Below are 22,945 nucleotides of genomic sequence, written 5' to 3'. Positions count from 1 at the left end.
GTAGCGTAGGTCGGCTTCGGACTTCAGCCGACACTCAGCGTATTGACGGCGATCGGCGCCAATCAGCGTGAAGCTGAATTTTCGACTCGGAAGAGTGCACCAGGTGGAAGCGTCAAAGTCGCTGCCCCAAAGCCGTCATTGGCCAATGGCGGCACTTGGCCCAGTTCAGCCTTTCCCGCTCCCATAGCTCCAACAAAAAGCCCCGCCAGTCTAGCGACCGCGGGGCTTTTTTACGAGTCAATTGCTACAAATTCAGTAGCTGCTTGCGCATATTCCACGTGGGTTGGAGGTCGATTTAACCTCTAAACCCCTCTCGCTTCACACCAGCAAAGCATTCACCCGCTTCACATAAGCAGCCGGGTCCGCAGGCAGTCCGCCTTCGGCCAGCAGCGCTTGGTCAAACAGGATGTGGGCCAGGTCGTTGAAGTGCACCGAGCCTTCCAGCTTCTTGACCAGGGCGTGTTCGGCGTTGACTTCGAGCACGGGCTTGGTTTCAGGCGCTGTCTGGCCGGCTTGCTTGAGCATGCGGGCCAACTGGGTGCTCATGCCGCCATCTTGGACCACCAGGCAGGCAGGGCTGTCCACCAGGCGGGTGGTGACGCGCACGTCTTCGGCCTTGTCTTTCAGAGCTTCTTTCAGCTTGGCCAGCAGGGGCTTGAAGGTTTCGGCGGCTTCTTCGGCGGCTTTCTTTTCGTCTTCGTCGAGCAGCTTGCCCAGGTCTACGGCGCCCTTGGCGACGGACTGCATTGGCGTGCCGTCGAAGTCGTGCAGGTAGTTCAGCGCCCATTCGTCCACGCGGTCGGTCATCAGCAGCACTTCGATGCCCTTTTTCTTGAAGACTTCGAGTTGCGGGCTGCTCTTGGCGGCGGCGGCGTTGTCGGCGGTGATGTAGTAGATGGCCTCCTGGCCTTCCTTCATGCGGGCCTTGTAGTCGGCCAGCGACACGCTGGTGCTGTCGGTGGTGCTGCTTGCGAAGCGCAGCAGCTTGGCCAGGCGTTCGCGGTTGGCGAAGTCTTCGCCCAGGCCTTCTTTCAGCACGGCGCCGAACTCGGCGTAGAACTTGGCGTATTTGCCTTCTTTGGCCTTGTCTTCTTCGGACAGCACGTCGGTGACTTCGCCTTCGGCTGCTGCGGGAGCCTTGTCAAACTTGGCTAGGTCTTCCAGCATGCCCAGGACACGCTTGGTGCAGCCTTCGCGGATGGCTTTGACGTCGCGGCTTTCTTGCAGCAGCTCGCGGCTCACGTTCAGTGGCAGGTCGACGGAATCCACCACGCCCTTCACAAAGCGCAGGTAGCTAGGCAGCAGGGCTTCGGCGTCGTCCATGATGAAGACGCGCTTCACATACAGCTTCAGGCCGCCCTTGTGGTCGCGGTTCCACAGGTCTTGCGGGGCCTTGGCCGGAACGTACAGCAGCTGGGTGTATTCGGTGCTGCCTTCTACGCGGTTGTGGGTGTGGGCCAGCGGGGCTTCGAAGTCGTGGCTGATCTGCTTGTAGAAGTCATCGTACTGTTCTTGGCTGATGTCCTTCTTGGCGCGCGTCCAGATGGCGCTGGCCTTGTTGACGGCTTCCCATTCGCCGGTGGCAACCATGCCGCCGGGCTGGCGGCCACCTTCTTCGTTCGAAGGGTCGATCAGATCGCCGTCTTTCCACTCTTCCTTTTCCATCAGGATGGGCAGGCTGATGTGGTCAGAGTACTTGCTGATGATGGCCTTGAGCTTCCAGGCGCTGGCGTATTCCAGAGCGTCGTCGCGCAGGTGCAGGATCACGCTGGTGCCGCGCTTTTCGCGGGTGATGGATTCCACCTCGAAGGCGCCGCCACCGCTGGCGCCACCATCGCTTGTCCAGCGCACGCCTTCATTGGCGGGCAAGCCGGCGCGGCGCGATTCCACGGTGATGCGGTCGGCCACGATGAAGCCGGAGTAAAAGCCTACGCCGAACTGGCCAATGAGCTGCGAGTCGGCTTTCTGGTCGCCAGACAGTTTGCTGACGAAGTCTTTGGTGCCGCTCTTGGCGATGGTGCCCAGGTTGTCGATGGCTTCTTGTTGCGACAGACCGATACCGTTGTCGGTGATGGTCAGGGTCTTGGCATCCTTGTCGAAGGACACGCGCACTTCCAGGTTGGGTGCGTCTTCCAGCAGGGCGCTGTTGCTGATGGCTTCATAGCGCAGCTTGTCGCAAGCGTCCGATGCGTTGGACACCAGCTCGCGCATGAAGATTTCTTTGTTGGAGTACAGCGCGTGGGTTACCAGGTGCAGCAGCTGGGCTACTTCGGCCTGGAAATTCATGGTTTGCTTGGTCATGTTGGGATAAATGCCTTGGAAATATCAAAAAAACTGAACTCCGGCAGCCAGGTGCCGGGCAGCCTTTAATTATGGCCGGAGCCGCAAACTTCAAGTCCCGGCCGGTTTTCATGCAGATTGCGTACAAATTTATTGATGGATTGTTAAAAAAATTGCTTTTGTCATAGCCGATTGCGACCATCGCCCACTGCAAAAGTGCGTGCTGGCGCTCGTTCGCTCACGCGCAAACATCCAAACAAGGGGTAAATATATGGATAGCAATCTGAAGAAATGCACGGCCGAGTTCATTGGTACCTTCTGGCTGACACTGGGCGGCTGCGGTAGCGCGGTGCTGGCAGCCGCCTTCCCGGGCGTGGGCATCGGCCTGCTGGGTGTGTCGCTGGCCTTCGGCCTGACGGTGGTGACGGGTGCCTATGCCTTGGGGCCGATTTCTGGCGGGCATTTCAACCCCGCCGTGTCGATTGGCCTGGCCGTTGGCAAGCGTTTCCCGGCGTCTGGTCTGTTGGGCTACATCGTGGCCCAGGTGCTGGGCGCCTGCGCGGCGGCCGGCGTGCTGTACCTGATCGTGTCGGGTAAGGTGGACTTCGACGCGGCCAAGGCCTTCTCCGGTGCCGGCGCGTTTGCCACCAATGGTTATGGCCCCCATTCGCCCGGCGGTTTCAGCATGCAGTCGGTGCTGATCACCGAGGTGGTGATGACGGCCATCTTCCTGATCGTCATCCTGGGCAGCACGGCCAAGCGCGCGGCCGGTGCCTTTGGCGGCCTCAGCATCGGCCTGTGCCTGACGCTGATCCATTTGATCTCGATCCCGGTGTCCAACACCTCGGTGAACCCGGCCCGCAGCACCGGCCCGGCGCTGTTCGTACCCGGCGCCATGGGCGATTTGTGGCTGTTCTGGGTGGCGCCCATCGTCGGCGCGGTTCTGGGTGCGGTGATTTACAACGTCTTGCTCAGCGACGACTAAACCGGCTCGTGCCTCCATAGGCGGATGCTTATGGAGCCGCCTTGGCTTTGAGCAGGCGCGGAATATTGCCTTCGATCCAGTCGGTCAGCAGGCGCACCTTCTCGGCGGCTTCGCGCCCCAGCGGAGTGAGGCTGTATTCCACGTGCGGTGGCACGACCTCCAAAGCGATGCGATTTACCAGGCCATCGCCCTCGAGGCACTGAAGCGTCTGGACCAGCATGCGCTCGCTCACGCCATTGACCTTGCGCCGCAGCTCGCCAAAACGCAGCGTGCCCGACTCCAGCGCGATCAGCACCAATACGCCCCAGCGGCTGGTGATGTGCTGCAGCACCTCCCGCGAGGGGCAGGCGGCAACCAGCACGTCGCCCCGCTGGAACTTGGCGGCAATTCCCATGTTTAGCTCCTGGAGAACACAGCCTGGATTGTAGATACGCGCTCTGCGCTAGCACTTACTATTTTATGTGTACTTGCAGAAAGTAAGTGATATGCCTACATTCAATCCCCACCCGGGCGGCTCTACTGCCCGGTCCCAGAAACCTGAAAGGAATTGAATGAAGACATCCCTACTGGCTGGTATGCTGGCCGCCGCCTGCGCGCTGCCGGCCCTGGCCCAGGAGGCCGTGCGTAGCGCAGCCAACGCCGACGCACTGTTTACCAGCCCCGATCCCAAGCTGCACGCCAACAAGCAAGTGGCCTACCACATCGTCAAGGACTTGCTGGAAGCCAACCACTGGGAACTGGCCGAGCGCTACATCGACAAGGACTACATCCAGCACAACCCCAACGCGCGCAATGGACGGGATGCCGTGGTGTATTTCTTCACCCAGATACTCAAGGTCCAGCCCACGCCGATTCCAGACAAGCTGGGCCTGCCGGTCGCCGAGGTCATGGCCGAAGGCGATCTGGTGACGGTGGTCTACCCCCGCCGGGTGATCGACCCCAAACACCCCAACGGGAGCTACAGCACAGCCTGGTTCGACACATGGCGCATCAAGGATGGCAAGGCTGTCGAGCACTGGGACCCGGCGCTCATGAACGAAGCGCCCAAGCTGTCCAACTGACAGACACCATCCAAAAAGCCGCGAAGTTCGCGGCTTTTTTGTTGGCAACGTCTGGTGCGGTGCCGGTGCGTCGTCAGGTGATGTGCGTGATGCGCAGCAAATTGGTGGTACCTGAGGTGGCGAAAGGCATGCCGGCTGATATCACGATGGTTTGCCCGGCTACGCCGAAGCCTTCCTTCAAGGCGGTGCGGCTTGCCAGATCGCTCATTTCGGGTACGTCCACGACGTCGTGGCACAGCACGGCATGCACGCCCCAGACCAGCGCCAGGCGGCGTGCCGTGGCCAACCTGGGTGTCATCCCGATGATGGGGGCCTCGGGTCGCTCGCGGGCCATGCGCAGGGCCGAGTAGCCAGAGCTGGTATAGGCCACAGTGGCCGCGGCATGCAGCAGGCTGGTGACATGGCGCATGGCATAGCCTATGGCGTCTGCGGCCAGGGCCTGGGGTTCCGAGCGCGACAGGTCGATGGAGCGGCGGTAGTTCGGGTCGGCCTCGGTATGGCGGATGATGCTGCCCATCATCTTCACCGCCTCTACCGGGTAACGGCCGCTGGCGGACTCGGCCGACAGCATGACTGCGTCCGCGCCCTCGTAGATGGCGGTGGCCACATCCGAGGCCTCGGCCCGCGTGGGTACCGGGGCCGTGACCATGGATTCCAGCATCTGCGTGGCCACGATCACCGGCTTGCCGGCCTTGCGGCAGGCCTGGACGATGCGCTTCTGGATGGCCGGCACCTGCTCCGCCGGCATTTCCACCCCCAGGTCGCCACGTGCCACCATGACAGCGTCAGTCTCCGCCACGATTGCGTCCAGAGAGGCAATCGCCGCCGGCTTTTCGAGTTTGGCGACGATGCCGGCCCGGCCGTTGACGATGTTGCGCACCTCCATCACATCTTCCGGCCGCTGCACAAAAGACAGCGCCACCCAATCGACACCCAGGCTGAGGCCGTAGTCCAGATCGGCACGGTCCTTGTCCGTCAGGGCTGATAGGGGCAGCACCACGCCGGGCACGTTCACGCCCTTGCGGTCGGACAGCGTGCCGCCGTTGATGACGCGGGTTTCTGCGTGGTCCGCGCCAAATGCCTCGACCCGCAGTCGCAACCGGCCGTCGTCCAGCAGCAGCTCGGTTCCCTGCTCCAGTGCGGCGAAGATTTCCGGGTGGGGCAGAGTCACGCGGGTGCTGTTGCCCGGTGTGTGGGTGTCCAGGTCCAGTCGAAATGATGCGCCTTCCACCAGGGTGATAGGGCCGTCCGGGAAGCTGCCTATGCGCAGCTTGGGGCCTTGCAGGTCTAGCAGCACAGAGATGGGGCGGCCGCTGTCGCGCTCTATGCGGCGTATCAGCTCCAGCCGGCGTTTGTGGTCCTCTTGTTTGCCATGGCTGAAGTTGAGCCGGAAGACATCCGCGCCGGCATCGAACAGTGCCTGGATGGTGGGGCCGTCATCGCTGGCGGGGCCGAGGGTGGCGACGATTTTGGCGTGCTTGTTTCTGCGCATATCAAATGGTCCTGCTGGCGCCTGCAAGTCCACCGCTCGGGGTGGTAATCAGAATGGCGCGAAAGTCGTTTACGTTGGTCAAAGTGGGGCCGGTGATGACAGCGTCGCCCAGTGCTTCGAAGAAGCCGTGGCCGTCGTTGTCGTCCAGCCGTTCGCGCGGCCGCATGCCCAGGGCCCAGGCACGGGACAGCGTGTCGGGCGACAGCATGGCGCCGGCAATTTCTTCCTGTCCATCGACACCATCGGTGTCGCCCGCCAGGGCGTACACGCCGGCTTCGCCATTCAGGGCAATGCCCAGGGACAAAAGAAACTCCACATTGCGCCCGCCCCGACCCCGGCCACGCACGGTGACCGTGGTCTCGCCCCCCGACAGCAGCACGCAGGGCGCCTGAAACGGCTGGGCCCGGCGGGCAATCTGCATGGCCATGCCGGCCATCGTCTTGGCGACATCGCGGGCTTCTCCTTCGATGGCATCACCGAGGATATGGACGGCAAAGCCGGCTTGTCGGGCAACCGCGGCTGCGGCCTCCAGCGCCATCTGCGGCGTGGCGATGAAGCGGGTTTCTATGTGCGGCAAGCGGCTGTCGCCGGCCTTCAGGCTCTCGCCCTGGCCGCTTTCCAGCAGTGCCAATGCAACTGGCGGAATCGGGATGCCGTAGCGGCGCAGGATGTCCAGTGCATCTGCGCAGGTACTGGGATCGGCCACCGTGGGGCCCGAGGCGATATCAATAGGGTCGTCGCCCGGCACGTCCGACAGCAGCAGGTTCAGCACCCGCGCGGGGTAGCAGGCCGCGGCCAGGCGGCCACCTTTGATGGCGGACAGATGCCGTCGCACGCAGTTCATTTCGCGGATGCTGGCACCGCTGGCCAGCAGGGCGCGGTTCAGCGTCTGCTTGTCGGCCAGGCTGAGGCCGGGCAAGGCCAGCGGCAGCAGGGCGGAACCGCCACCGGAAATCAGGCACAGCACCAGGTCATCCGGGCCTAGCCCTTGCACCAGCGCCAGCATGCGTTTGGCGGCCGCTTCGCCAGCCGCATCCGGTACCGGATGCGCAGCTTCCACGATGTCTATGCGCTCGCAGGGCACGGCGTATCCGTAGCGCGTCACGACCAGGCCGGACAAGGGGCCGGGCCAGTGCTCTTCCACGGCTTTTGCCATGGCCGCCGATGCCTTGCCCGCGCCAATGACGACAAGTCGCCCCTTGGGCGGGCTGGGTAGGTGGGGCGGCACACAGAGCGCCGGCTGGGCTGCCGCAATTGCGGCATCGAACATGGCGCGCAGCAGATCGCACGGTACATCGGCGGACATGGCGGTTTGCTTGCCGGTCATGCTGCGTGGGCGCGCCGGTCACCCGGCGCAAACTCTTCGGTCGGGGCCACCCGTGCGGGGTTGCCGTCGGCAACGACTTCGATGGCGTGTGGGTGGGAGGCTTCCTCAGGCAGGGCTTTTCCGTCCAGCACCTGGGCCAGGCGCTCCCGGTCCACGGAGCCCACCCAGCGGGCAATGGCGACCGTACCCACGGCGTTCCCGATGGTGTTGGTAATGGCCCGGGCTTCGGACATGAACCGGTCCACACCCAGCAGCAGCACCATGCCGGCGACGGGGATTTTGCCCATGGAGGCCAGCGTTGCCGCCAGCGTGATGAAGCCCGAGCCGGTGACGCCGGCTGAACCCTTGGACGTCAGCAGCAGCACGCCCAGCACGACCAGTTGGTCGGTGATGGTCAGCGGCGTGTTGGTGGCCTGGGCGATGAAGATCGCGGCCATGGTGTAGTAGATGCACTGGCCATCGGGGTTGAAGGTCAGGCCCGCTGGCACCACCAGGCCCACTACAGGTTTGGACACACCAGCGAGCTCCAGCTTGCGCATCAGTTGGGGGACCACGGATTCAGAAGAACTGGTGCCCAGGACGGTGAAGAGTTCATCCTTGATGTATTTGAGGAACTTCCACAGGCTGAAGCCGGACATGCGGGCGATGGCGCCCAGCACCAGGGTCACGAATAAAAAGCAAGTCACGTACATCGTGGCCATCAGCTTGCCCAGCGAAACAATCGATCCCAGGCCGTATTTGCCTACCGTAAAGGCCATGGCGCCGAAGGCCGCTAGCGGCGCCAGCCGCATCACCATGCCGACGATGGAGAAGATGCCATGCGTGAATGAGTCCAGGAAGTCCACCACCGGTTTGCCGCGCGGCCCGATCTGCGAGAGCGCGACGCCGAAGAAGGTGGCGAACACCAGGATTTGAAGAATGTCGTTCTTGGCCAGCGCATCCACGATGCTGGTGGGCACCAGGTTCAGCATGAAGTCTATAAAGCCCGTGGGCTTGGCGCCCGCTGCGGTGTAGGACGCGATGGCCTTGGTGTCCAGCGTGGCGGCATCGATGTTCATGCCGTCGCCGGGACGCACCACATTCACCACCAGCATGCCTACCGCCAGCGCGAAGGTGGACAAGATCTCAAAGTAAATCAGGGCGCGCAGGCCGACCCGGCCCAGCTCCTTCATGTTCTCCATCCGTGCGATGCCCAGGGCCACGGTGGCGAAGATGATGGGCGCGAACACCATCTTGATCAGCTTGATGAACACATCGCCCAGGGGCTTGAGGTCACTGCCGAGATGGGGGGCGAAAAAGCCCAGGCCGATGCCGGCGCATACGCCGATCAGCACTTGGACGTACAGCTTTCCGAAAAAGCGACGCATGGTTTGTCTCCAGATATGGGGGTACGGCGAGGTACTGCAGCTCTGCGTGGCTGCATTGGCTGGGGCCGGCCGCAGGGCGCCGGCCCGGTGTCGTTCGCGTGGAGGCGGCTGGCTGCCACCACCAGGTTGTGCGCCAATTCGCGCTTAGGCGGCTTTGCGCTGCTTGTCGGCCAGCAGCTGGTCGCACACGGCGGTGGTGACCTGCGCGGTAGTGGCCTTGCCGCCCAGGTCGCCGGTGTGCAGCGTGGGGTTGGCCGTCACGCTTTCTATGGCTCGCATGACGCGGGCTGCTGCCTCGTTTTCACCCAGGTGTTCCAACAGCATCACCACGGACCAGAAGGTGCCCACGGGGTTGGCAAGGCCCTTGCCCATGATGTCGAAAGCCGAGCCGTGGATGGGTTCGAACATCGAGGGGTAGCGGCGCTCCGGGTCGATGTTGCCGGTGGGGGCAATGCCCAGGCTGCCGGCCAGCGCGGCAGCCAGGTCGCTCAGGATATCGGCGTGCAGATTGGTGGCGACGATGGTGTCCAGGGTGGCCGGGCGGTTCACCATGCGCGCGGTGGCCGCATCCACCAGCTCCTTGTCCCAGGTGACGTCAGGAAATTCCTTGCTGATCTGGAGTGCGATTTCGTCCCACATCACCATGGCGTGGCGCTGGGCATTGCTTTTGGTCACGACGGTCAGCAGCTTGCGGGGCCGCGACTGGGCCAGCTTGAAGGCAAAGCGCATGATGCGTTCCACACCGGCGCGCGTCATCATGGACAAGTCGGTTGCGGCTTCGATGGGGTGGCCCTGGTGCACGCGGCCGCCCACGCCGGCGTATTCGCCTTCGGAGTTTTCACGCACGATGACCCAGTTCAGGTCATCCGGGCCGCAGCGCTTCAGCGGGCCGTCGATGCCGGGCAGGATGCGGGTGGGCCGGACGTTGGCGTACTGGTCGAAGCCCTGGCATATTTTCAGGCGCAGGCCCCAGAGGGTGATGTGGTCGGGGATGTGCGGATCGCCGGCCGAGCCGAACAGGATCGCGTCCTTGCCGCGCAGCGCGTCCAGGCCGTTGGCCGGCATCATCTCGCCGTGCTGGCGGAACCAGTCGCCGCCCCAACCAAAGTCTTCAAACTCGAATTGGAAGCTGTTGCTGGTGCTGGCCAGGGCTTCCAGAACGTGCCGGCCGGCGGGCACGACTTCTTTGCCAATGCCGTCGCCGGGAATGGTTGCAATGCGGTAGGTCTTCATGGGTTGTCTCCGTAAGGTAGGTAAGTGGCCGTACTGTAGGGACTGGACGCATGCAAAAATCACCGTTAAATTTAAGCTATTGTTTACTTGTATTTAACAATTAAGAGCATGGGACAGAACGCCATCCAAGCCGCAGACCTGGGCTTTTTCTCCGCGCTGGCCAGTGCCGGCAGCCTGAGCGCGGCCGCCCGCGAGCTGGGCATCACCACGCCGGCCGTCAGCAAGCATCTGGCGCTGATGGAGTCGCGCGTGGGCGTGTCCCTGGTGAACCGCACCACCCGGCGCATGAGCCTGACGCAGGAGGGCGAGCTGTACCTGCAGCATGCGCGCCGCATCCTGGGCGAAATCGACGATATGGCGGAGCTGCTGGGCGGTGCGAAGTCCACCGCCAAGGGCCTGCTGCGGGTGAATGCCACGCTGGGCTTTGGCCGCAGCCATATCGCACCGCTGATATCGAAGTTCGTGCGCTTGCATCCCAAGGTGGAGGTGCAGCTGCAGCTATCGGTGAACCCGCCGCCACTGACGGACGACACTTTTGACGTCTGCATCCGCTTTGGCGCGCCGCCGGATGCGCGTGTCATTGCCAAGCATATTGCGCCCAACCGCCGGCTGCTGTGTGCGGCGCCGGCCTATATCGAGGCCCATGGCATGCCCAAGGTGCCGCACGATCTGGTGCGCCACAACTGCATCGGCATACGCCAGGGAGAAGAGGCCTACGGCGTATGGCGCCTGACCAGCGAGCGCGGCCGATCGGCGAAAACCGAGGCCATCAAGACCCGGGGTAACCTGACCACCAACGACGGGGAGATCGCAGTTAACTGGGCTCTGGACGGCCACGGCATCTTGATGCGTGCCGAGTGGGATATCCAGCGCTATCTGCGCAATGGCCGGCTGGTGCAGGTCTTGCCGCAGTGCTACACGCCGGACGCGGACATCCACGCGGTGTACCCACCGCGCCACCAGACCACCGGGCGGGTGCGTGCGTTTGTGGACTTTCTGACGCTATCGTTCCAGCAGCAGGGCGTGGCGCCAGAGCCGACGCCCACCGGTTCCTAGAACTTCTCGTGCGGCGCCAAGTAGCGCCACTGGCCTACCGGCAGATTGCCCAGCATCACATGGCCCACGCGCACGCGCTTCAGGCCCACCACCTTCAGGCCCACCAGCTCGCACATGCGGCGGATCTGGCGCTTCTTGCCTTCGGTCAGCACAAAGCGCAGTTGCTCGGGGTTTTGCCAGCTGACCTGGGCCGGCTTGAGGGCCTGGCCGTCCAGGCTCAGGCCGTGGCGCAGGCGCGCCAGCATGGCCGGCGGGAAGGCGCTTTGCACATCGCTGGTGATGGGGTCGTCATCGTCAATGCGCACCAGCTGCTGGACCTTGCCGCGTGACGCCAGGCCGGGGTAGGTGGCGGCAGGCGAGGTGGCGGCGGCCGGGTTGGCCACGCCGGTATAGGCCACGCGCACCAGGTATTCCTTTTCCATCACCGAGTCTTCGCCGATCAGCTGGCGGGCGATGCGGCCGTCCTGCGTCAACACCAGCAGGCCGGTGGAGTCGATGTCCAGCCGGCCGGCCGGTACCAGGCTTTTCAGCTGGCTGCCATGGAAGAAGAAGCGGGCGTTGTCATCGCGCCAGCGGTTTTGCGGCTGCACCAGGGTGATGGCGGGCTCGTGGCCATCCTCGGCCTGGCCGCTGACAAAGCCCAGGGGTTTGTTGATGAGGATGGTGACCTGGTTGGCCTGCTGGCCGGCGGCGGCCTTGTCGATTTGGATGCGGTCGCTGGGGGTGACCTTGACGCCCATCTCGGCCACCTGGCCGTTCACCTTGACCCAGCCTTTGGCGATCCAGTCGTCGGCTTCGCGGCGCGAGCACATATTCAGCTCGGCCATGCGCTTGTTCAGCCGCGTGGGCTCGCTGCTGGCGGCGGGGCCGGTAGGCGGCGCGGCACGGCGAAAGGCGACGCCGGCGGGATTGGGTGGTTTGATGGGGGTGTTCATGGTGCGCTATACATTTGGTAGCTGCTTGCGCTGGATTTATAAGCGCTGGAGGCAGTATTTGCCTATATTTTAAGCGACCAGGCGTTCAGCCACCACGGTTGTCACCCGCGCCCTGTTTCGCGCCCACCGGTGGGTGGGGCGCGAAACTGCACCGGCTTCAGCTGCCGTTGCGGCTGGCCAGGGCGGGTACAAACAGATCGGACCATTTTTCAGGCTTGGTCTTGATGCTGCCGGCCAGGCCCATGAACTGCACGTACTGCATGATGCCGTTGGGGAGGGTGGAGAACTGCGTGTCCTTGTCGGCCAGCATCTTCTCTACTTCATCGCGTGGCAGGTCAATCTTGGATACGCGGATGAAGGTGTCCGCCGCGCCCTTCTTGTCGCGCAGGATGTAGGCATTGGCTTCCTCCTGGGCCGCCATGAAGGCTAGGGTCAGCTTGGGGTTCTGGTCGGTGAACTGCTTCAGCGCATAGACCACGTCCAGCGTGATATTGCCCAGCACGTCCGAGGAGTTGAGCACCCGTGAAATCCGCTTGTCTTTGATCTCCTGGTAGGAGAAGGGCGGGGAGGTGAAGTGGGCGGTGATCTCGGTTTTGCCGGACAGCAGCGCGCCGACGGCTTCTGGGTGGCCCAGGCTGACCGTCAAGGGGTCGAGCTTGGCGTAGTTGGCCTGGCCAAAGGCCTTTGCCACGGCCATTTGCAGCACCACGGCCGACAAGGAGGTCTTGATGCCCGGAATGGCAATCTTGTCCTTGGGCGTGAAGTCATTCAAGGACTTGATGGCCGGGTTGTTGGTGTTCAGCCAGAGCGGCGATGTGCTCATGGCGCCCAGGCCAATCACTTCGGAGCGCGGGATGCCATGCGCCTTGGACCACAGGGTGATGAAGCCGGGCGCGCCGGTGCCGGCAATATCGAGGTTGCCGGACAGCATGGCGTCGTTGATGACGTTGCCGCCGTCCAGCGTGGCCCAGGTGGTCTTGACGTCGCCCAGGCCCATTTTCTTGGCCTGCTTTTCGATGAGCTGTTGGTCGCGCATGACCATCAGCGGCAGGTACAGGATGCCAAAGCCATGCGACAGGCGCACGGTGTCGGCTTCGGCATGGGCCGTGCCCGTGAAGCTGGTGAGCGAGAGGGCGGCGAGCGCCAGGCTGCAGACGGTGGTTTTGAGTTTCATGTTTGTCTCCTTTGTTGTGTAGGTCTTGGGTGCTGCGTCAGATATGCATGCCCCAGCGGCGGATGGTGCGTTTTTCCACACTGGCAAAAATCACGTTCTCCACGAACAGGCCGATGAGGATCACAAAGAACAGGCCGGCAAAGACATTCGCGGTCTCCAGCTGGTTGCGGTTCTCAAAGATGTACCAGCCCAGGCCGCCCTTGCCGGACGACACGCCAAACACCAGCTCCGCCGCGATGAGCGTGCGCCAGGCGAAGGCCCAACCCACTTTTAGCCCGGTGAGTATGCTGGGAAAAGCGGCCGGAATCAGGATCAGACGCACCAGCGAGAAGCGTTTCAGCCCGTAGTTCTGCCCCACCATGCGCATGGTGTTGGACACGGCGCGGAAACCGCTGTGCGTATTCAAGGACACGGCCCACAGCACCGAGTGCACCAGCACGAAGATGATGCTGCCCGTACCCAGCCCGAACCAGATCAGGGCCAGCGGCAGCAGAGCAATCGCGGGCAGGGGGTTGAACATGGATGTCAGGGTTTCCAGAAAGTCCGTGCCAATCTTGGAACTGATGGCCAGCGTGGTCAGCAAGGTGGCCAGACCTATGCCTATGCCGTAGCCGATCAGCAGCGTTTGCAGGGATACAGCGGCGCGCTCCAGCAGCACCCCGCTGCGGATTCCCGACTGGAATGCGTCGAAGGTGTCGGTGAACGAAGGGAACAGCAGGGCGTTGTTCAGCCAGCGCCCGTACACCTCCCACACCAAGGCCAGCAGGGCCAGTATCACCAGCTTGCGCAGCCAGGCTTTCTGGTACAGGTTCTCGAATGCGGACAGTGGGCGCTGTACCTGCTCCACATCGCCCTTCACAGGGTTCAAGACGATTTCGGGGCGCACAAAGGGTTGCGCGGTGCTTGTGGCGGTATTCATGGCGATGGAACCTCGGCGTGTTCGTGGGCGAAAAGCATGTCGTTGATGCGCGCTTCCAGCTCGGCCTGCGCGGATGTGCCCATCTGCTCGGCGGGAATGCTGTTGAGCTCGGCCTTGACTTGGCCAGGGTGCGGCGACAGCAGCAGGATGCGGGTGCCGATCTTGATGGCTTCTTCAATCGAGTGGGTCACAAACAGCACGGTAAAACGGGTGTCGTCCCACAGGCGCAGAAGCTCGTCCTGCATCTTGCGGCGCGTCAGCGCATCCAGTGCGGCAAAGGGCTCATCCATCAGCAAGACCGCGGGTTCCATGGCCATGCCGCGGGCGATGGAGACGCGCTGCTTCATGCCCCCGGACAGGGTATGCGGGTAGCTGTCGATGAACTTGGCCAAACCCACTTTATCGATGTAGTAGGCCGCGCGTTCGGCGGCTTCCCGGCCCTGGAGCCGGCCGCTGGCATGCAGGGCAAACTCCACGTTCTGGCGCACGGTCTTCCAGGGCAGCAGCTGGTCGAACTCCTGGAACACCATCATCCGGTCCGGTCCGGGCTCGCGCACTTCCTCGCCATGGAGACGGATTACACCGTGGGTGGGCTGCAGGTAACCCCCTATGGCTTTCAGCAGTGTGGACTTACCGCAACCTGATGGGCCCAGTAATATGTAGCGGTCCGATGGATAGACTTTGAAGCTGACCTGTTGCGCTGCGGTGACCAGGAAGTTGCTCGTCTTGTATTGCAGTGTGACCTTGTCAATTTCAAGCAAAGGCGCCTGTGCCGTGCCGGCGCCCATGCCTTGCGGGGCGCGCGTGTTGGGTGGATGTTCCACTTTTGTCTCCAGATGTTTTTATGAACTTACGGAGACGGATGCTAGGAAGCTTGCCTGTAATGAATCTGACAGCTATGGAGAGTCCCGATGCGCATACTGCTGGTGGAAGATACGGTCGATGTGGCGCAGGCGGTGGTCGCCGCCATGGCACATATTGGCCATGTGGTGGATTGGGAGTCGAACGGGCGCAAGGCCTTGCCCATGGTGGTGTCCGCGCACTACGACCTGGTGGTGCTGGACGTGATGTTGCCGGAGGTGGATGGCTTTGAATTGCTGCGGCAGATCCGCGCCAAGGGCTTGCCAACGCAGGTGCTGATGCTGACCGCCTGCGCGGAAATCGACGAGCGTGTGAAGGCCCTGGACATGGGGGCGGACGACTATCTGGTCAAGCCCTTTGACTTCCGGGAACTGGAGGCCCGTATCCGCTTGCTGCTACGGCGCAGGGAGGGATCGCACACGAATGCCCTGGTGTGCGGCAACCTCACCATCGACCGCAAGACCCGTGGCGCCCTGCTGAACGGCCAGCCGCTGGAGCTGACCCGGCGTGAGGTCACTTTGCTGGAAATCATTGCCTCGCGTCCGGGCCGTATCTTTGGCAAGGACGAGCTGATGGACAAGATGTTCACCATCGACGACAACCCGAATGCCAACACCGTGGAGCAGTACATCGCCCGCATCCGCAAGAAGCTGACGCAGGCAGACTTCGAGATCCGCACGCTGCGCGGGCTGGGCTACCAGGTGACGATGAAATGATTGTCGCGCGTGGTTCGCTCTACACCCGGCTGGTGGTGCGCATAGGCGGTGTGCTGGGCGTCAGTGGGGTTCTGTTGTTGGTCTCTATCTGGGTGACGACGCAGCTGGCTGCCAACGAGACCTATGACCGCATGCTGGTAGGCAACGCCCTGCAGATCGCCGAGAACACCATCGTGCAGGAGGGCTCGGTGAGCGTGGATGTGCCCCTTGCCGCCTTCACCCTGACGCCCGGCGACCAGACCTTTTATGCGGTGCAGGACCACAAGGGCCGCGTCATTGCGGGCGACCCCAATTTCCGCCCGCGGATCGAGTGGAGCAGGCTGGAGGAAGGGCCTTTGCTCTACGACGGCGAGTACCAGGAGCAGGCTGTGCGCATCGCCGTGGTGGGCCGGCGCATGACCATCGCCGGCGAGCACCCCTGGGCGGTGATCACTATTGCACAGACCACCGCGGGGCGGCGCTCATTCGCCAAGAGCCTGGACCTGAAAGCAACCCTGATCATCGTGGTCATGGGCCTGCTGACGGTGGCCGCCGCGCTGTTCACCCTGTACCAGGCGCTGTCTCCCCTGGTCCAGATGGAAAAGGCGATTGCCAGCCGCGACCCCAATGATTTGTCGCCCCTGGCGCAGGCCGTGCCGGTTGAAATCTTTGCGCTGGTGAATGCCATCAACGGCTTCATGCGTCGGCTGGCGGACCATCGGTTTGCGCTGGAGCACATGATTGGCGATGCGGCGCACCAGTTGCGTACGCCGATTGCTTCCATGGTTTCGCAGACGGAAATGCTCTCCATGCAGACCGACGACGGCCTGCGCCGCGGCCATGTGGAGCGCTTGCGTGAACTCAGCCTGAATTTGGCAAAGCTGGTCAACCAGCTCATCAACTACGCCATGGTGCAACACCGCTCCATGAACCCGGAGATTGCCGACATAGACCTGGCCGAACTGGTGCGCCGAGAGGTGGCCGAGATACTGTCTGCCGGTGTGCCCCGCGATCTGGATATCGAGCTGCGGGTGCCTGACGGACCGTGCCGGGTCAGTGGCGACCCCACCACGCTGGCGGAGTCCATCAAGAACGTGACCCACAATGCCTTGCAGTATGGGGCGCCGGGGCTGTTCCATGTGAACATCTGGGAGGATGGTGCGGATTGGGTGGTGCAGTTCGAGGACGATGGTCCCGGCATAGACGCCGCCCAGCAAGCGCGCCTGCGGCAACCGTTCGCGGCCCGCATGGGTGGGCGGGTGGGCGCCAGTCTTGGCTTGTCCATCGTGGACCGGGTCATGCGTGCGCATGGCGGGCACTTGCGCTTTTCGCGCACGGCGAATGCGCATTTCGTGGTGCAGTTGGTGCTGCCCAAGCGGCTATAGCCTCAGAGCGTAAGCAGGTTCTTACACCATCAATCGGTAGCCCACTGCGGTTTCCGTCAGCAGGTGTTGGGGCTGGGCCGGATCGGCTTCCAGCTTTTGCCGTAGATGGCCCATGTAGATGCGCAGGTAGTGGCTTTGCTGGGTGTGCGCCGGGCCCCAGACCTCGCGCAGCAGCTGGCGTTGCGTCAGTACCCGGCCGGCATTGGCGATCAGCACGGCCAGCAGGCGGTACTCGATGGGGGTCAGGTGCACTTCTGCGCCATCGCGGCGCACCAGGCGGGCGGTGCGGTCCACCTCCACCGTGCCGAAGCGGAACACGGGGTCGGCCTCTACGCTGCCGTCGGCGGTGGCGGCCCGCGGGCGCCGCCGGTTGGCGCGCACGCGGGCCAGCAGCTCGCCCACGCCAAAGGGCTTGGTCAGGTAGTCATCGGCGCCGGCGTCGAGTGCGGCGATCTTGTCGGCCTCGTCGCTGCGCGCTGACAGCACGATGATGGGCACGGCGGACCAGCCGCGCACGTCGCGTATCACGTCCAGCCCGTCGCCATCCGGCAGGCCCAGGTCCAGCACCAACAGGTCGGGCTTGCGCGTGCCGGCCTCGGTCAGGCCGCGCTGGGCGGTGTCGGCCTCGAACACCTGCCAGCCCTCGCCCTCCAGCGCGCTGCGCACGAAGCGGCGGATGTGGGGTTCGTCTTCGATGAGAACGGCGACAGGTGTGCTCAAGGTATTTCCGGTGCGGGCCGGCGTGGCAGGGTAATGCTGAATTCTGCCCCACCGCCGACGGCGTTGGTGGCAATGATTTGCCCACGGTGGGCGTCCACGATGGCTTTGCAGATGGCCAGGCCCAGGCCCACGCCGGGCGTGGCGGACTCGGCGTTGCCACGGGTGAATTTGTCGAACAGCGCGGCCTCGCGGCCCAGCACGGCCTTGGGCAGACCGGGGCCGTGGTCGCGTACGGCCAGTACCAGGCTGGTGGGCGTGGCGTGGGCGCGCAGCACGATGGAGGGGCGGCCGTATTTGGCGGCATTTTCCAGCAGGTTTACCAGCACGCGCTCCATCAGCACGGCATCGAATTCCACCAGCGGCAGATCAGCGGGCACTTCGGTCTGCACGCCGATGCCCTGCAAAGCTGGGGCGGCAGCGCGAATGGCCGCGCCCACCAGTTCCTCCACCGACTGCCATTCGCTGCGCAGCGCCACACCATCGTTCTGCAGCCGTGCCATGTCCAGTAAATTCGTGACCAAGGCCGACAACTCGCGCGCTTGCACCACCATGGACTGGGCCATGCCGATCTGCGCGGAGGCCAGTGGTGGTTGCGAGCTTTGCAGCGACTCGGCCAGGCCCATCAGCGCCGTCAGCGGTGTGCGCACATCGTGCGAGATGGCGGCCAGCAAGGTATTGCGCAGGCGTTCGGACTCCATATGCACCACGGCCTGTTGCGCTACCTCCACGTAGTGCACGCGCTCCAGCGCAATGGCGATCTGCCGGGCCAGGGTCTGCAGCAGCTGCTGCTGTTCGGGTATCAACAGCCAGCGCGCCTGCGTGGGCTTGAGTGCCAGCACGCCGCGCACTCGCATGGGGGCTTGCAGTGGCACGCAATGCCAGGGGTGGGCGGGCAGGGTGGTGGTGGCCAGGCCAGCGCTCTGACCGGTGCGTAGCGCCCAGTCGGCAATGCCGGGGTCGAAGTCGTGCGGCAGCAGGGTGGGCAGCTGCAGATGGCTGGCACCGCCTTGCGCGGCATCGCCGTGTTCGGCGACCAGCACCATCACCTTGCCGCCTTTGACCGGGTCGTAAACCAGGCCCTCTACCTGTGTGAACAGGCGCTGCACGGCGGCCTGGCCGATCTCCACTACCTGGCTGGTCAGCAGGGCGCCCGACAGCTCCCGGCTCAGGTCGAACAGCGCCTGGGCGCGGCGCTCGCGGCTGGCTGAGATGCGCGCGGCAAACCGCAGCCCGGCCGTCAGCTGGCCGATCAGCAGGCCAATCGCCAGCATGACGGCAAAGGTCACCAGGTACTGGATGTCGCTCACCGCAAACGAGAAGCGTGGCGACACGAAAAAGAAGTCAAAGGCCACTACGTTCAGTACCGCCGCCAGCGCCGCCGGGCCACGGCCAAAGCGCAGCGCCACCAGCACCACGGCGGCCAGGAACAGCATCACGATATTGGCCAGGTCCAGCCGGTTGGCCAGAGGCAGCACCAGCAGGGTGACCAAGGCAGAGCTGCCGGCGGCCCAGGCGTGCGGCAGCCAGGGGTGGCGCTGCGCGGCCTGTTCCTCGTCCTCCACATTGCGCACCAGGCTGATGGGCAGGCGGCGTGCACTGTGGCTTTGGCCTACCTCCACCAGCTCCAGTGTGGGCGCCAGGGTGGCCAACTGGCGCGTCATGGAGCGCTCCCAGCGGCGCCAGACTTGCCAGCGTGGCGGTACGCTGGGTCGGCCCAGCACCAGGGTGGCGCAGTTCAGGGTTTGCGCTTGGCGCACCAGTTCCACGGCGGGGTTGTTGCCGGTGAGCACCGCGGTGTCTGCTCCCAGGGTTTCGGCCAGTTGCAGCACGGTGAGGATGCGGTCGCGTTCGGTAGCCACCAGCAGCTGCAGCTGCGGGGTTTCCACATAGGCTGCGTACCAGCGCACGTTCAACTGGCCGGCCAGGCGGGCGGCGCTGCGCACCGTGTGCTCCGCGCCTTCCTGCGGGCCGATGCAGGCCAGGATAGCGCCCGAGGTGTTCCATACGGCCTGTTGGCCGCCGCCAGACTGCTCCACCCGGTAGCTGCGCACATCGTCTTCCACATGCTCGGCGGTACGGCGCAGGGCGATTTCGCGCAGCGCTATCAGGTTGCCCTTGCGGAAGAAGTTCTGCGTGGCGCGCGCGGCCTGTTGCGGCATATAGACCTTGCCCGCCTGCAGCCGGGCGGTGAGTTCGTCCGGTGTCACATCGACCAGGATGACTTCGTCGGCACTGTCCAGCACGGTGTCGGGCACGGTTTCATGCACGCGGATGCCGGTGATGGCGCCCACCGTGCCATTCAGGCTTTCCAGGTGCTGCACATTGATGGCTGACCAGACGTCGATGCCGGCGGCCAATAGTTCCTGCACGTCTTGCCAGCGCTTGGGGTGGCGCGAGCCCTCCACATTGGTGTGGGCCAGCTCGTCCACCAGCAGGATGGCGGGCTTGCGTGCCAGCGCCGCATCCAGATCAAATTCGGGCAGCGACTTGCCTCGGTAAGGCAGCTGGCGCAGGGGGAGTTGATCCAGGCCAAGCAGCAGTGCAGCGGTTTCACTGCGACCGTGGGTTTCCACCACGCCCACCAGCACTTCTTTGCCGGATTTCTGGGCCTGTTGTGCCGCACTGAGCATGGCGTAGGTTTTGCCCACCCCGGCATTGGCACCGAAGTAGATGCGCAAGCGGCCCCGCGTGCGCGCTACATCCTGCTCCTGCAGGCGCTGCAGCAGGGCGTCGGGGTCGGGGCGGTTTTCGGTCATTCGCAGAGGTTACTGCATGGCATTACTGTAGGGCGTCCAGCGCCAGGTTCAGTTGCAGCACATTCACCTGCGCCTCACCCAGAAAACCCAGCAGCGGGTGCTCGGTATATTGGCCTACCAGCGCCTCTATCTTGGTCAGTTCCAGGCCGCGTGCCTTGGCCACGCGGGCAATCTGGAATCGGGCCGCCGCCGGGCTGATGTGCGGGTCCAGCCCGCTGGCGGATGCCGTCACCAGGTCCACCGGCACCGGCGCGGTGTTGCCGGGGTCGGCATCGCGCAGGGCCTGGATACGGCCTTTCACCGCGTCCACCAGCGCGGGGTTCAGCGGCCCCTGGTTGGAGCCGCTGGAGGCCGTGCCGTTATACGGCTGTGGGCCGGTGGCCGACGGGCGGCCCCAGAAGTGCTTGGGGTCGCTGAAGTTTTGGCCAATCAGTGTGGAACCTACCGGCTTGCCGTCACGCAGCACCAGGCTGCCAGCGGCTTGGGTGGGAAACACCGCCTGGCCCACACCGGTGACGACCAGCGGGTAGGCCACACCGGTGAGCACGGTCAGCGCGGTGAATAGAACCAAGGTAGGGCGAAGAATTGCGTTCACGTTGAACTCCTTAAACAAGGTGCAAGGCAACCAAAATCAGGTCGATGATCTTGATGCCGATGAAGGGCACGACCAGCCCGCCCAGGCCGTAGACCAGCAGGTTGCGGCGCAGCAGGGCGGCGGCACCTACGGGCCGGTAGCGCACGCCCTTCAAGGCCAACGGCACCAGGAACATGATGACCAGGGCGTTGAAGATCACCGCCGATAAGATGGCCGAGGACGGGCTGCCCAGCCGCATCACGTTCAGGGCCGAGAGCTGCGGGTAGGTGGTGACGAAGATCGCCGGGATGATGGCGAAGTACTTGGCCACGTCGTTGGCAATCGAGAAGGTGGTCAGCGAGCCGCGCGTCATCAGCAGCGCCTTGCCGGTTTCCACGATCTCTAGCAGCTTGGTGGGGTTGGAATCCAGGTCCACCATATTGCCTGCCTCCTTGGCGGCCTGCGTGCCGCTGTTCATGGCCACGGCCACGTCGGCCTGGGCCAGCGCAGGTGCGTCGTTGGTGCCGTCACCGGTCATGGCCACCAGGCGGCCTTCGCTCTGGTACTGGCGGATCAGGGCCAGCTTTTGCTCGGGCGTGGCTTCGGCTAGGAAGTCGTCCACACCGGCTTCGGCGGCGATGGCGGAGGCCGTGAGTTTGTTGTCGCCGGTGATCATCACCGTCTTGATGCCCATGCGGCGCAGCTCGCCAAAGCGCTCCTTGATACCGGACTTGACGATGTCTTTCAGCTCCACCACGCCCAACACCGTGCTGCCTTCGACCACCACCAGCGGCGTGCTGCCCCGGCGGGCCACGTCGTCGGCATGGCGGGCCACTTCGGTGGGCATGCGGCCATTCTGGGCCTGCACGTATTTGCGCATGGCATCCACCGCGCCCTTGCGCAGCACGCGCAGGTTGCCGTCGGCGCTGTGCACGTCCACGCCGCTCATGCGGGTCTGTGCGGTGAAGGGCACTTCGATGATGTTGCCGACCAGCGGCTGTACCGCACCCAGGCGCTGGGCCAGGGCCACGATGCTGCGGCCTTCGGGGGTTTCATCAGCCTGCGAGGCCTGTGCGGCGCAGGTCGCCAGTTGGGTATCGCCCACGCCGGGGGCGGGGAAGAAGGCCGAGGCCTGGCGGTTGCCGTGGGTGATGGTGCCGGTCTTGTCCAGCAGCAGCACGTCCACGTCGCCAGCGGCTTCCACCGCGCGGCCCGAGGTGGCGATCACATTCGCCTGCATCATGCGGCTCATGCCGGCCACGCCCACGGCCGACAGCAGGCCGCCTATGGTGGTGGGGATCAGGCATACCAGCAGTGCGATCAGCGCCGTCATGCTGACCACGGTGCCTGCGCCTGCCGCCTGCGCGCTGAACACCGAGAACGGCAGCAGCGTCACGGTGACCACCAGGAACACAATGGTCAGCGCCACCAGCAGAATCGTCAGCGCGATCTCATTGGGTGTCTTCTGGCGCTTGGCGCCTTCGACCATGCTGATCATGCGGTCCAGGAAGGACTCGCCGGGGTTCACCGCGATGCGCACTACTAGCCAGTCGGACAGCACGCGGGTGCCACCGGTGACCGATGCAAAGTCGCCACCCGACTCGCGCACCACGGGTGCCGATTCGCCGGTAATGGCGCTTTCGTCCACCGAGGCCACGCCTTCGATGACCTCGCCGTCCAGCGGGATCAGGTCGCCGGTTTCCACCAGCACCACGTCGCCCTTGCGCAAGTTCTCGGCTTCTTCGGGCAGCCAGGTGGAACCATGTTTGGGTTTGCTCAGCTTTTTGGCCACCGTGCTTTTCTTTAGGCCACGCAGCGATGCGGCTTGGGCCTGGGCCCGGCCTTCGGCCAGGGCTTCGGCAAAGTTGGCGAACAGCACGGTAAACCACAGCCACACCGCCACGTTCAGCACGAAGCTGGCCGTGCCGTCGCCGCTTTGCAGCGCCAGCGCGCCGAACAAGGTGGTCAATATGCTGCCGATGTAGACCACGAACATCACCGGGTTGCGCCATTGCACGCGGGGGCTGAGCTTGGTGAAGGCGGCGCTCAGCGCCGGCTTAAGCAAAGCCGGGTCTAGCAGCACCAGGGACTTGGATGTAGTCATACCAATGACTTTCTGAAATTT

Annotated in this window: 19 protein-coding genes; 5 read left to right on the top strand and 14 right to left on the bottom strand. The window is 64.0% G+C overall.

The window, feature by feature from the left end; all coding sequences use genetic code 11:
• Nucleotides 1-318: 318 nt before the first annotated feature.
• Entirely contained in the window at nucleotides 319-2,301 is a 1,983-nt protein-coding gene (gene htpG / locus AC07R0_RS11940; protein ID WP_495104973.1) for a molecular chaperone HtpG, read from the bottom strand.
• Nucleotides 2,302-2,551: 250 nt separating this feature from the next.
• Between htpG and aqpZ the strand changes: the two genes are divergently transcribed.
• The gene (gene aqpZ / locus AC07R0_RS11935; protein ID WP_495104972.1) at nucleotides 2,552-3,265 is read left to right on the top strand and encodes an aquaporin Z; all 714 of its coding nucleotides are present in this window, start codon (nucleotides 2,552-2,554) and stop codon (nucleotides 3,263-3,265) included.
• A 28-nt stretch (nucleotides 3,266-3,293) separates the two neighbouring features.
• Here aqpZ and AC07R0_RS11930 read toward each other — a convergent pair whose 3' ends face one another.
• Nucleotides 3,294-3,659 (bottom strand): winged helix-turn-helix transcriptional regulator, encoded by a 366-nt coding sequence (locus AC07R0_RS11930; protein ID WP_310343473.1) that lies wholly within the window; start codon nucleotides 3,657-3,659, stop codon nucleotides 3,294-3,296.
• A 157-nt stretch (nucleotides 3,660-3,816) separates the two neighbouring features.
• Between AC07R0_RS11930 and AC07R0_RS11925 the strand changes: the two genes are divergently transcribed.
• Nucleotides 3,817-4,326, top strand: coding sequence for a nuclear transport factor 2 family protein (locus tag AC07R0_RS11925; protein ID WP_116606677.1), 510 nt, complete (start codon nucleotides 3,817-3,819; stop codon nucleotides 4,324-4,326).
• Between the two features lie 73 nt (nucleotides 4,327-4,399).
• Here AC07R0_RS11925 and pyk read toward each other — a convergent pair whose 3' ends face one another.
• The 4 genes from pyk to AC07R0_RS11905 form a co-directional block, all read right to left on the bottom strand.
• Nucleotides 4,400-5,818 carry a pyruvate kinase gene (gene pyk / locus AC07R0_RS11920; protein WP_495104971.1) on the bottom strand — a complete coding sequence of 473 codons (1,419 nt, stop codon included), beginning with the start codon at nucleotides 5,816-5,818 and terminating at the stop codon, nucleotides 4,400-4,402.
• A gap of 1 nt (nucleotide 5,819) precedes the next feature.
• Entirely contained in the window at nucleotides 5,820-7,145 is a 1,326-nt protein-coding gene (locus tag AC07R0_RS11915) for a glycerate kinase type-2 family protein (protein ID WP_495104970.1), read from the bottom strand.
• On the bottom strand, nucleotides 7,142-8,512 hold the full coding sequence (locus AC07R0_RS11910) for a dicarboxylate/amino acid:cation symporter (protein ID WP_495104969.1): 1,371 nt from the start codon (nucleotides 8,510-8,512) through the stop codon (nucleotides 7,142-7,144). Before AC07R0_RS11910 ends, AC07R0_RS11915 begins: the two co-directional genes overlap by 4 nt.
• 144 nt (nucleotides 8,513-8,656) lie before the next feature.
• Complete coding sequence (locus AC07R0_RS11905) at nucleotides 8,657-9,745, bottom strand: tartrate dehydrogenase (RefSeq protein WP_495104968.1); 1,089 nt, start codon at nucleotides 9,743-9,745, stop codon at nucleotides 8,657-8,659.
• Nucleotides 9,746-9,853: 108 nt separating this feature from the next.
• On the opposite strand from AC07R0_RS11905, the gene AC07R0_RS11900 reads away from it, so the two are divergent.
• Entirely contained in the window at nucleotides 9,854-10,801 is a 948-nt protein-coding gene (locus AC07R0_RS11900; protein WP_495104967.1) for a LysR substrate-binding domain-containing protein, read from the top strand.
• On the opposite strand, the gene AC07R0_RS11895 is transcribed toward AC07R0_RS11900, so the two are convergent.
• The 4 genes from AC07R0_RS11895 to AC07R0_RS11880 form a co-directional block, all read right to left on the bottom strand.
• Complete coding sequence (locus tag AC07R0_RS11895; RefSeq protein ID WP_495104966.1) at nucleotides 10,798-11,736, bottom strand: pseudouridine synthase; 939 nt, start codon at nucleotides 11,734-11,736, stop codon at nucleotides 10,798-10,800. The two genes, AC07R0_RS11900 and AC07R0_RS11895, sit on opposite strands and share 4 nt — an antisense overlap.
• Nucleotides 11,737-11,893: 157 nt before the next feature.
• Nucleotides 11,894-12,910: an ABC transporter substrate-binding protein gene (locus tag AC07R0_RS11890; protein ID WP_495104965.1), complete on the bottom strand. Its 1,017-nt coding sequence runs from the start codon at nucleotides 12,908-12,910 to the stop codon at nucleotides 11,894-11,896.
• Nucleotides 12,911-12,947: 37 nt separating this feature from the next.
• Entirely contained in the window at nucleotides 12,948-13,829 is an 882-nt protein-coding gene (locus AC07R0_RS11885) for an ABC transporter permease (RefSeq protein WP_495096186.1), read from the bottom strand.
• The gene (locus AC07R0_RS11880) at nucleotides 13,826-14,617 is read right to left on the bottom strand and encodes an ABC transporter ATP-binding protein (RefSeq protein ID WP_495105140.1); all 792 of its coding nucleotides are present in this window, start codon (nucleotides 14,615-14,617) and stop codon (nucleotides 13,826-13,828) included. The genes AC07R0_RS11885 and AC07R0_RS11880 overlap by 4 nt, the downstream gene beginning before the upstream one ends.
• A 123-nt stretch (nucleotides 14,618-14,740) precedes the next feature.
• Here AC07R0_RS11880 and AC07R0_RS11875 point away from each other — a divergent pair, with 123 nt between their 5' ends.
• Both AC07R0_RS11875 and AC07R0_RS11870 read left to right on the top strand, forming a co-directional pair.
• Nucleotides 14,741-15,406, top strand: a complete 666-nt coding sequence (locus tag AC07R0_RS11875; RefSeq protein ID WP_495096185.1) for a response regulator transcription factor — start codon at nucleotides 14,741-14,743, stop codon at nucleotides 15,404-15,406.
• A complete protein-coding gene (locus AC07R0_RS11870; RefSeq protein WP_495104964.1) occupies nucleotides 15,403-16,770 on the top strand; it encodes a sensor histidine kinase in 1,368 nt (455 codons plus the stop codon). The genes AC07R0_RS11875 and AC07R0_RS11870 overlap by 4 nt, the downstream gene beginning before the upstream one ends.
• A 21-nt stretch (nucleotides 16,771-16,791) precedes the next feature.
• On the opposite strand, the gene kdpE is transcribed toward AC07R0_RS11870, so the two are convergent.
• The 4 genes from kdpE to kdpB are packed head-to-tail and all read right to left on the bottom strand — an operon-like array spanning nucleotide 16,792 to nucleotide 22,924.
• Nucleotides 16,792-17,490 carry a two-component system response regulator KdpE gene (gene kdpE, locus AC07R0_RS11865; protein ID WP_495104963.1) on the bottom strand — a complete coding sequence of 233 codons (699 nt, stop codon included), beginning with the start codon at nucleotides 17,488-17,490 and terminating at the stop codon, nucleotides 16,792-16,794.
• The gene (locus AC07R0_RS11860) at nucleotides 17,487-20,246 is read right to left on the bottom strand and encodes a DUF4118 domain-containing protein (protein WP_495104962.1); all 2,760 of its coding nucleotides are present in this window, start codon (nucleotides 20,244-20,246) and stop codon (nucleotides 17,487-17,489) included. The genes kdpE and AC07R0_RS11860 overlap by 4 nt, the downstream gene beginning before the upstream one ends.
• Nucleotides 20,247-20,268: 22 nt before the next feature.
• Nucleotides 20,269-20,841, bottom strand: a complete 573-nt coding sequence (gene kdpC, locus AC07R0_RS11855; RefSeq protein ID WP_495104961.1) for a potassium-transporting ATPase subunit KdpC — start codon at nucleotides 20,839-20,841, stop codon at nucleotides 20,269-20,271.
• A 10-nt stretch (nucleotides 20,842-20,851) separates the two neighbouring features.
• Complete coding sequence (gene kdpB, locus AC07R0_RS11850; RefSeq protein ID WP_495104960.1) at nucleotides 20,852-22,924, bottom strand: potassium-transporting ATPase subunit KdpB; 2,073 nt, start codon at nucleotides 22,922-22,924, stop codon at nucleotides 20,852-20,854.
• Nucleotides 22,925-22,945: the final 21 nt, after the last annotated feature.

The sequence above is a fragment of the Rhodoferax sp. GW821-FHT07F03 genome, assembly GCF_059418745.1.
The sequence above is the reverse complement of the archived record's forward strand: the minus strand, read 5'-3'. Positions and strand labels throughout refer to the sequence as shown.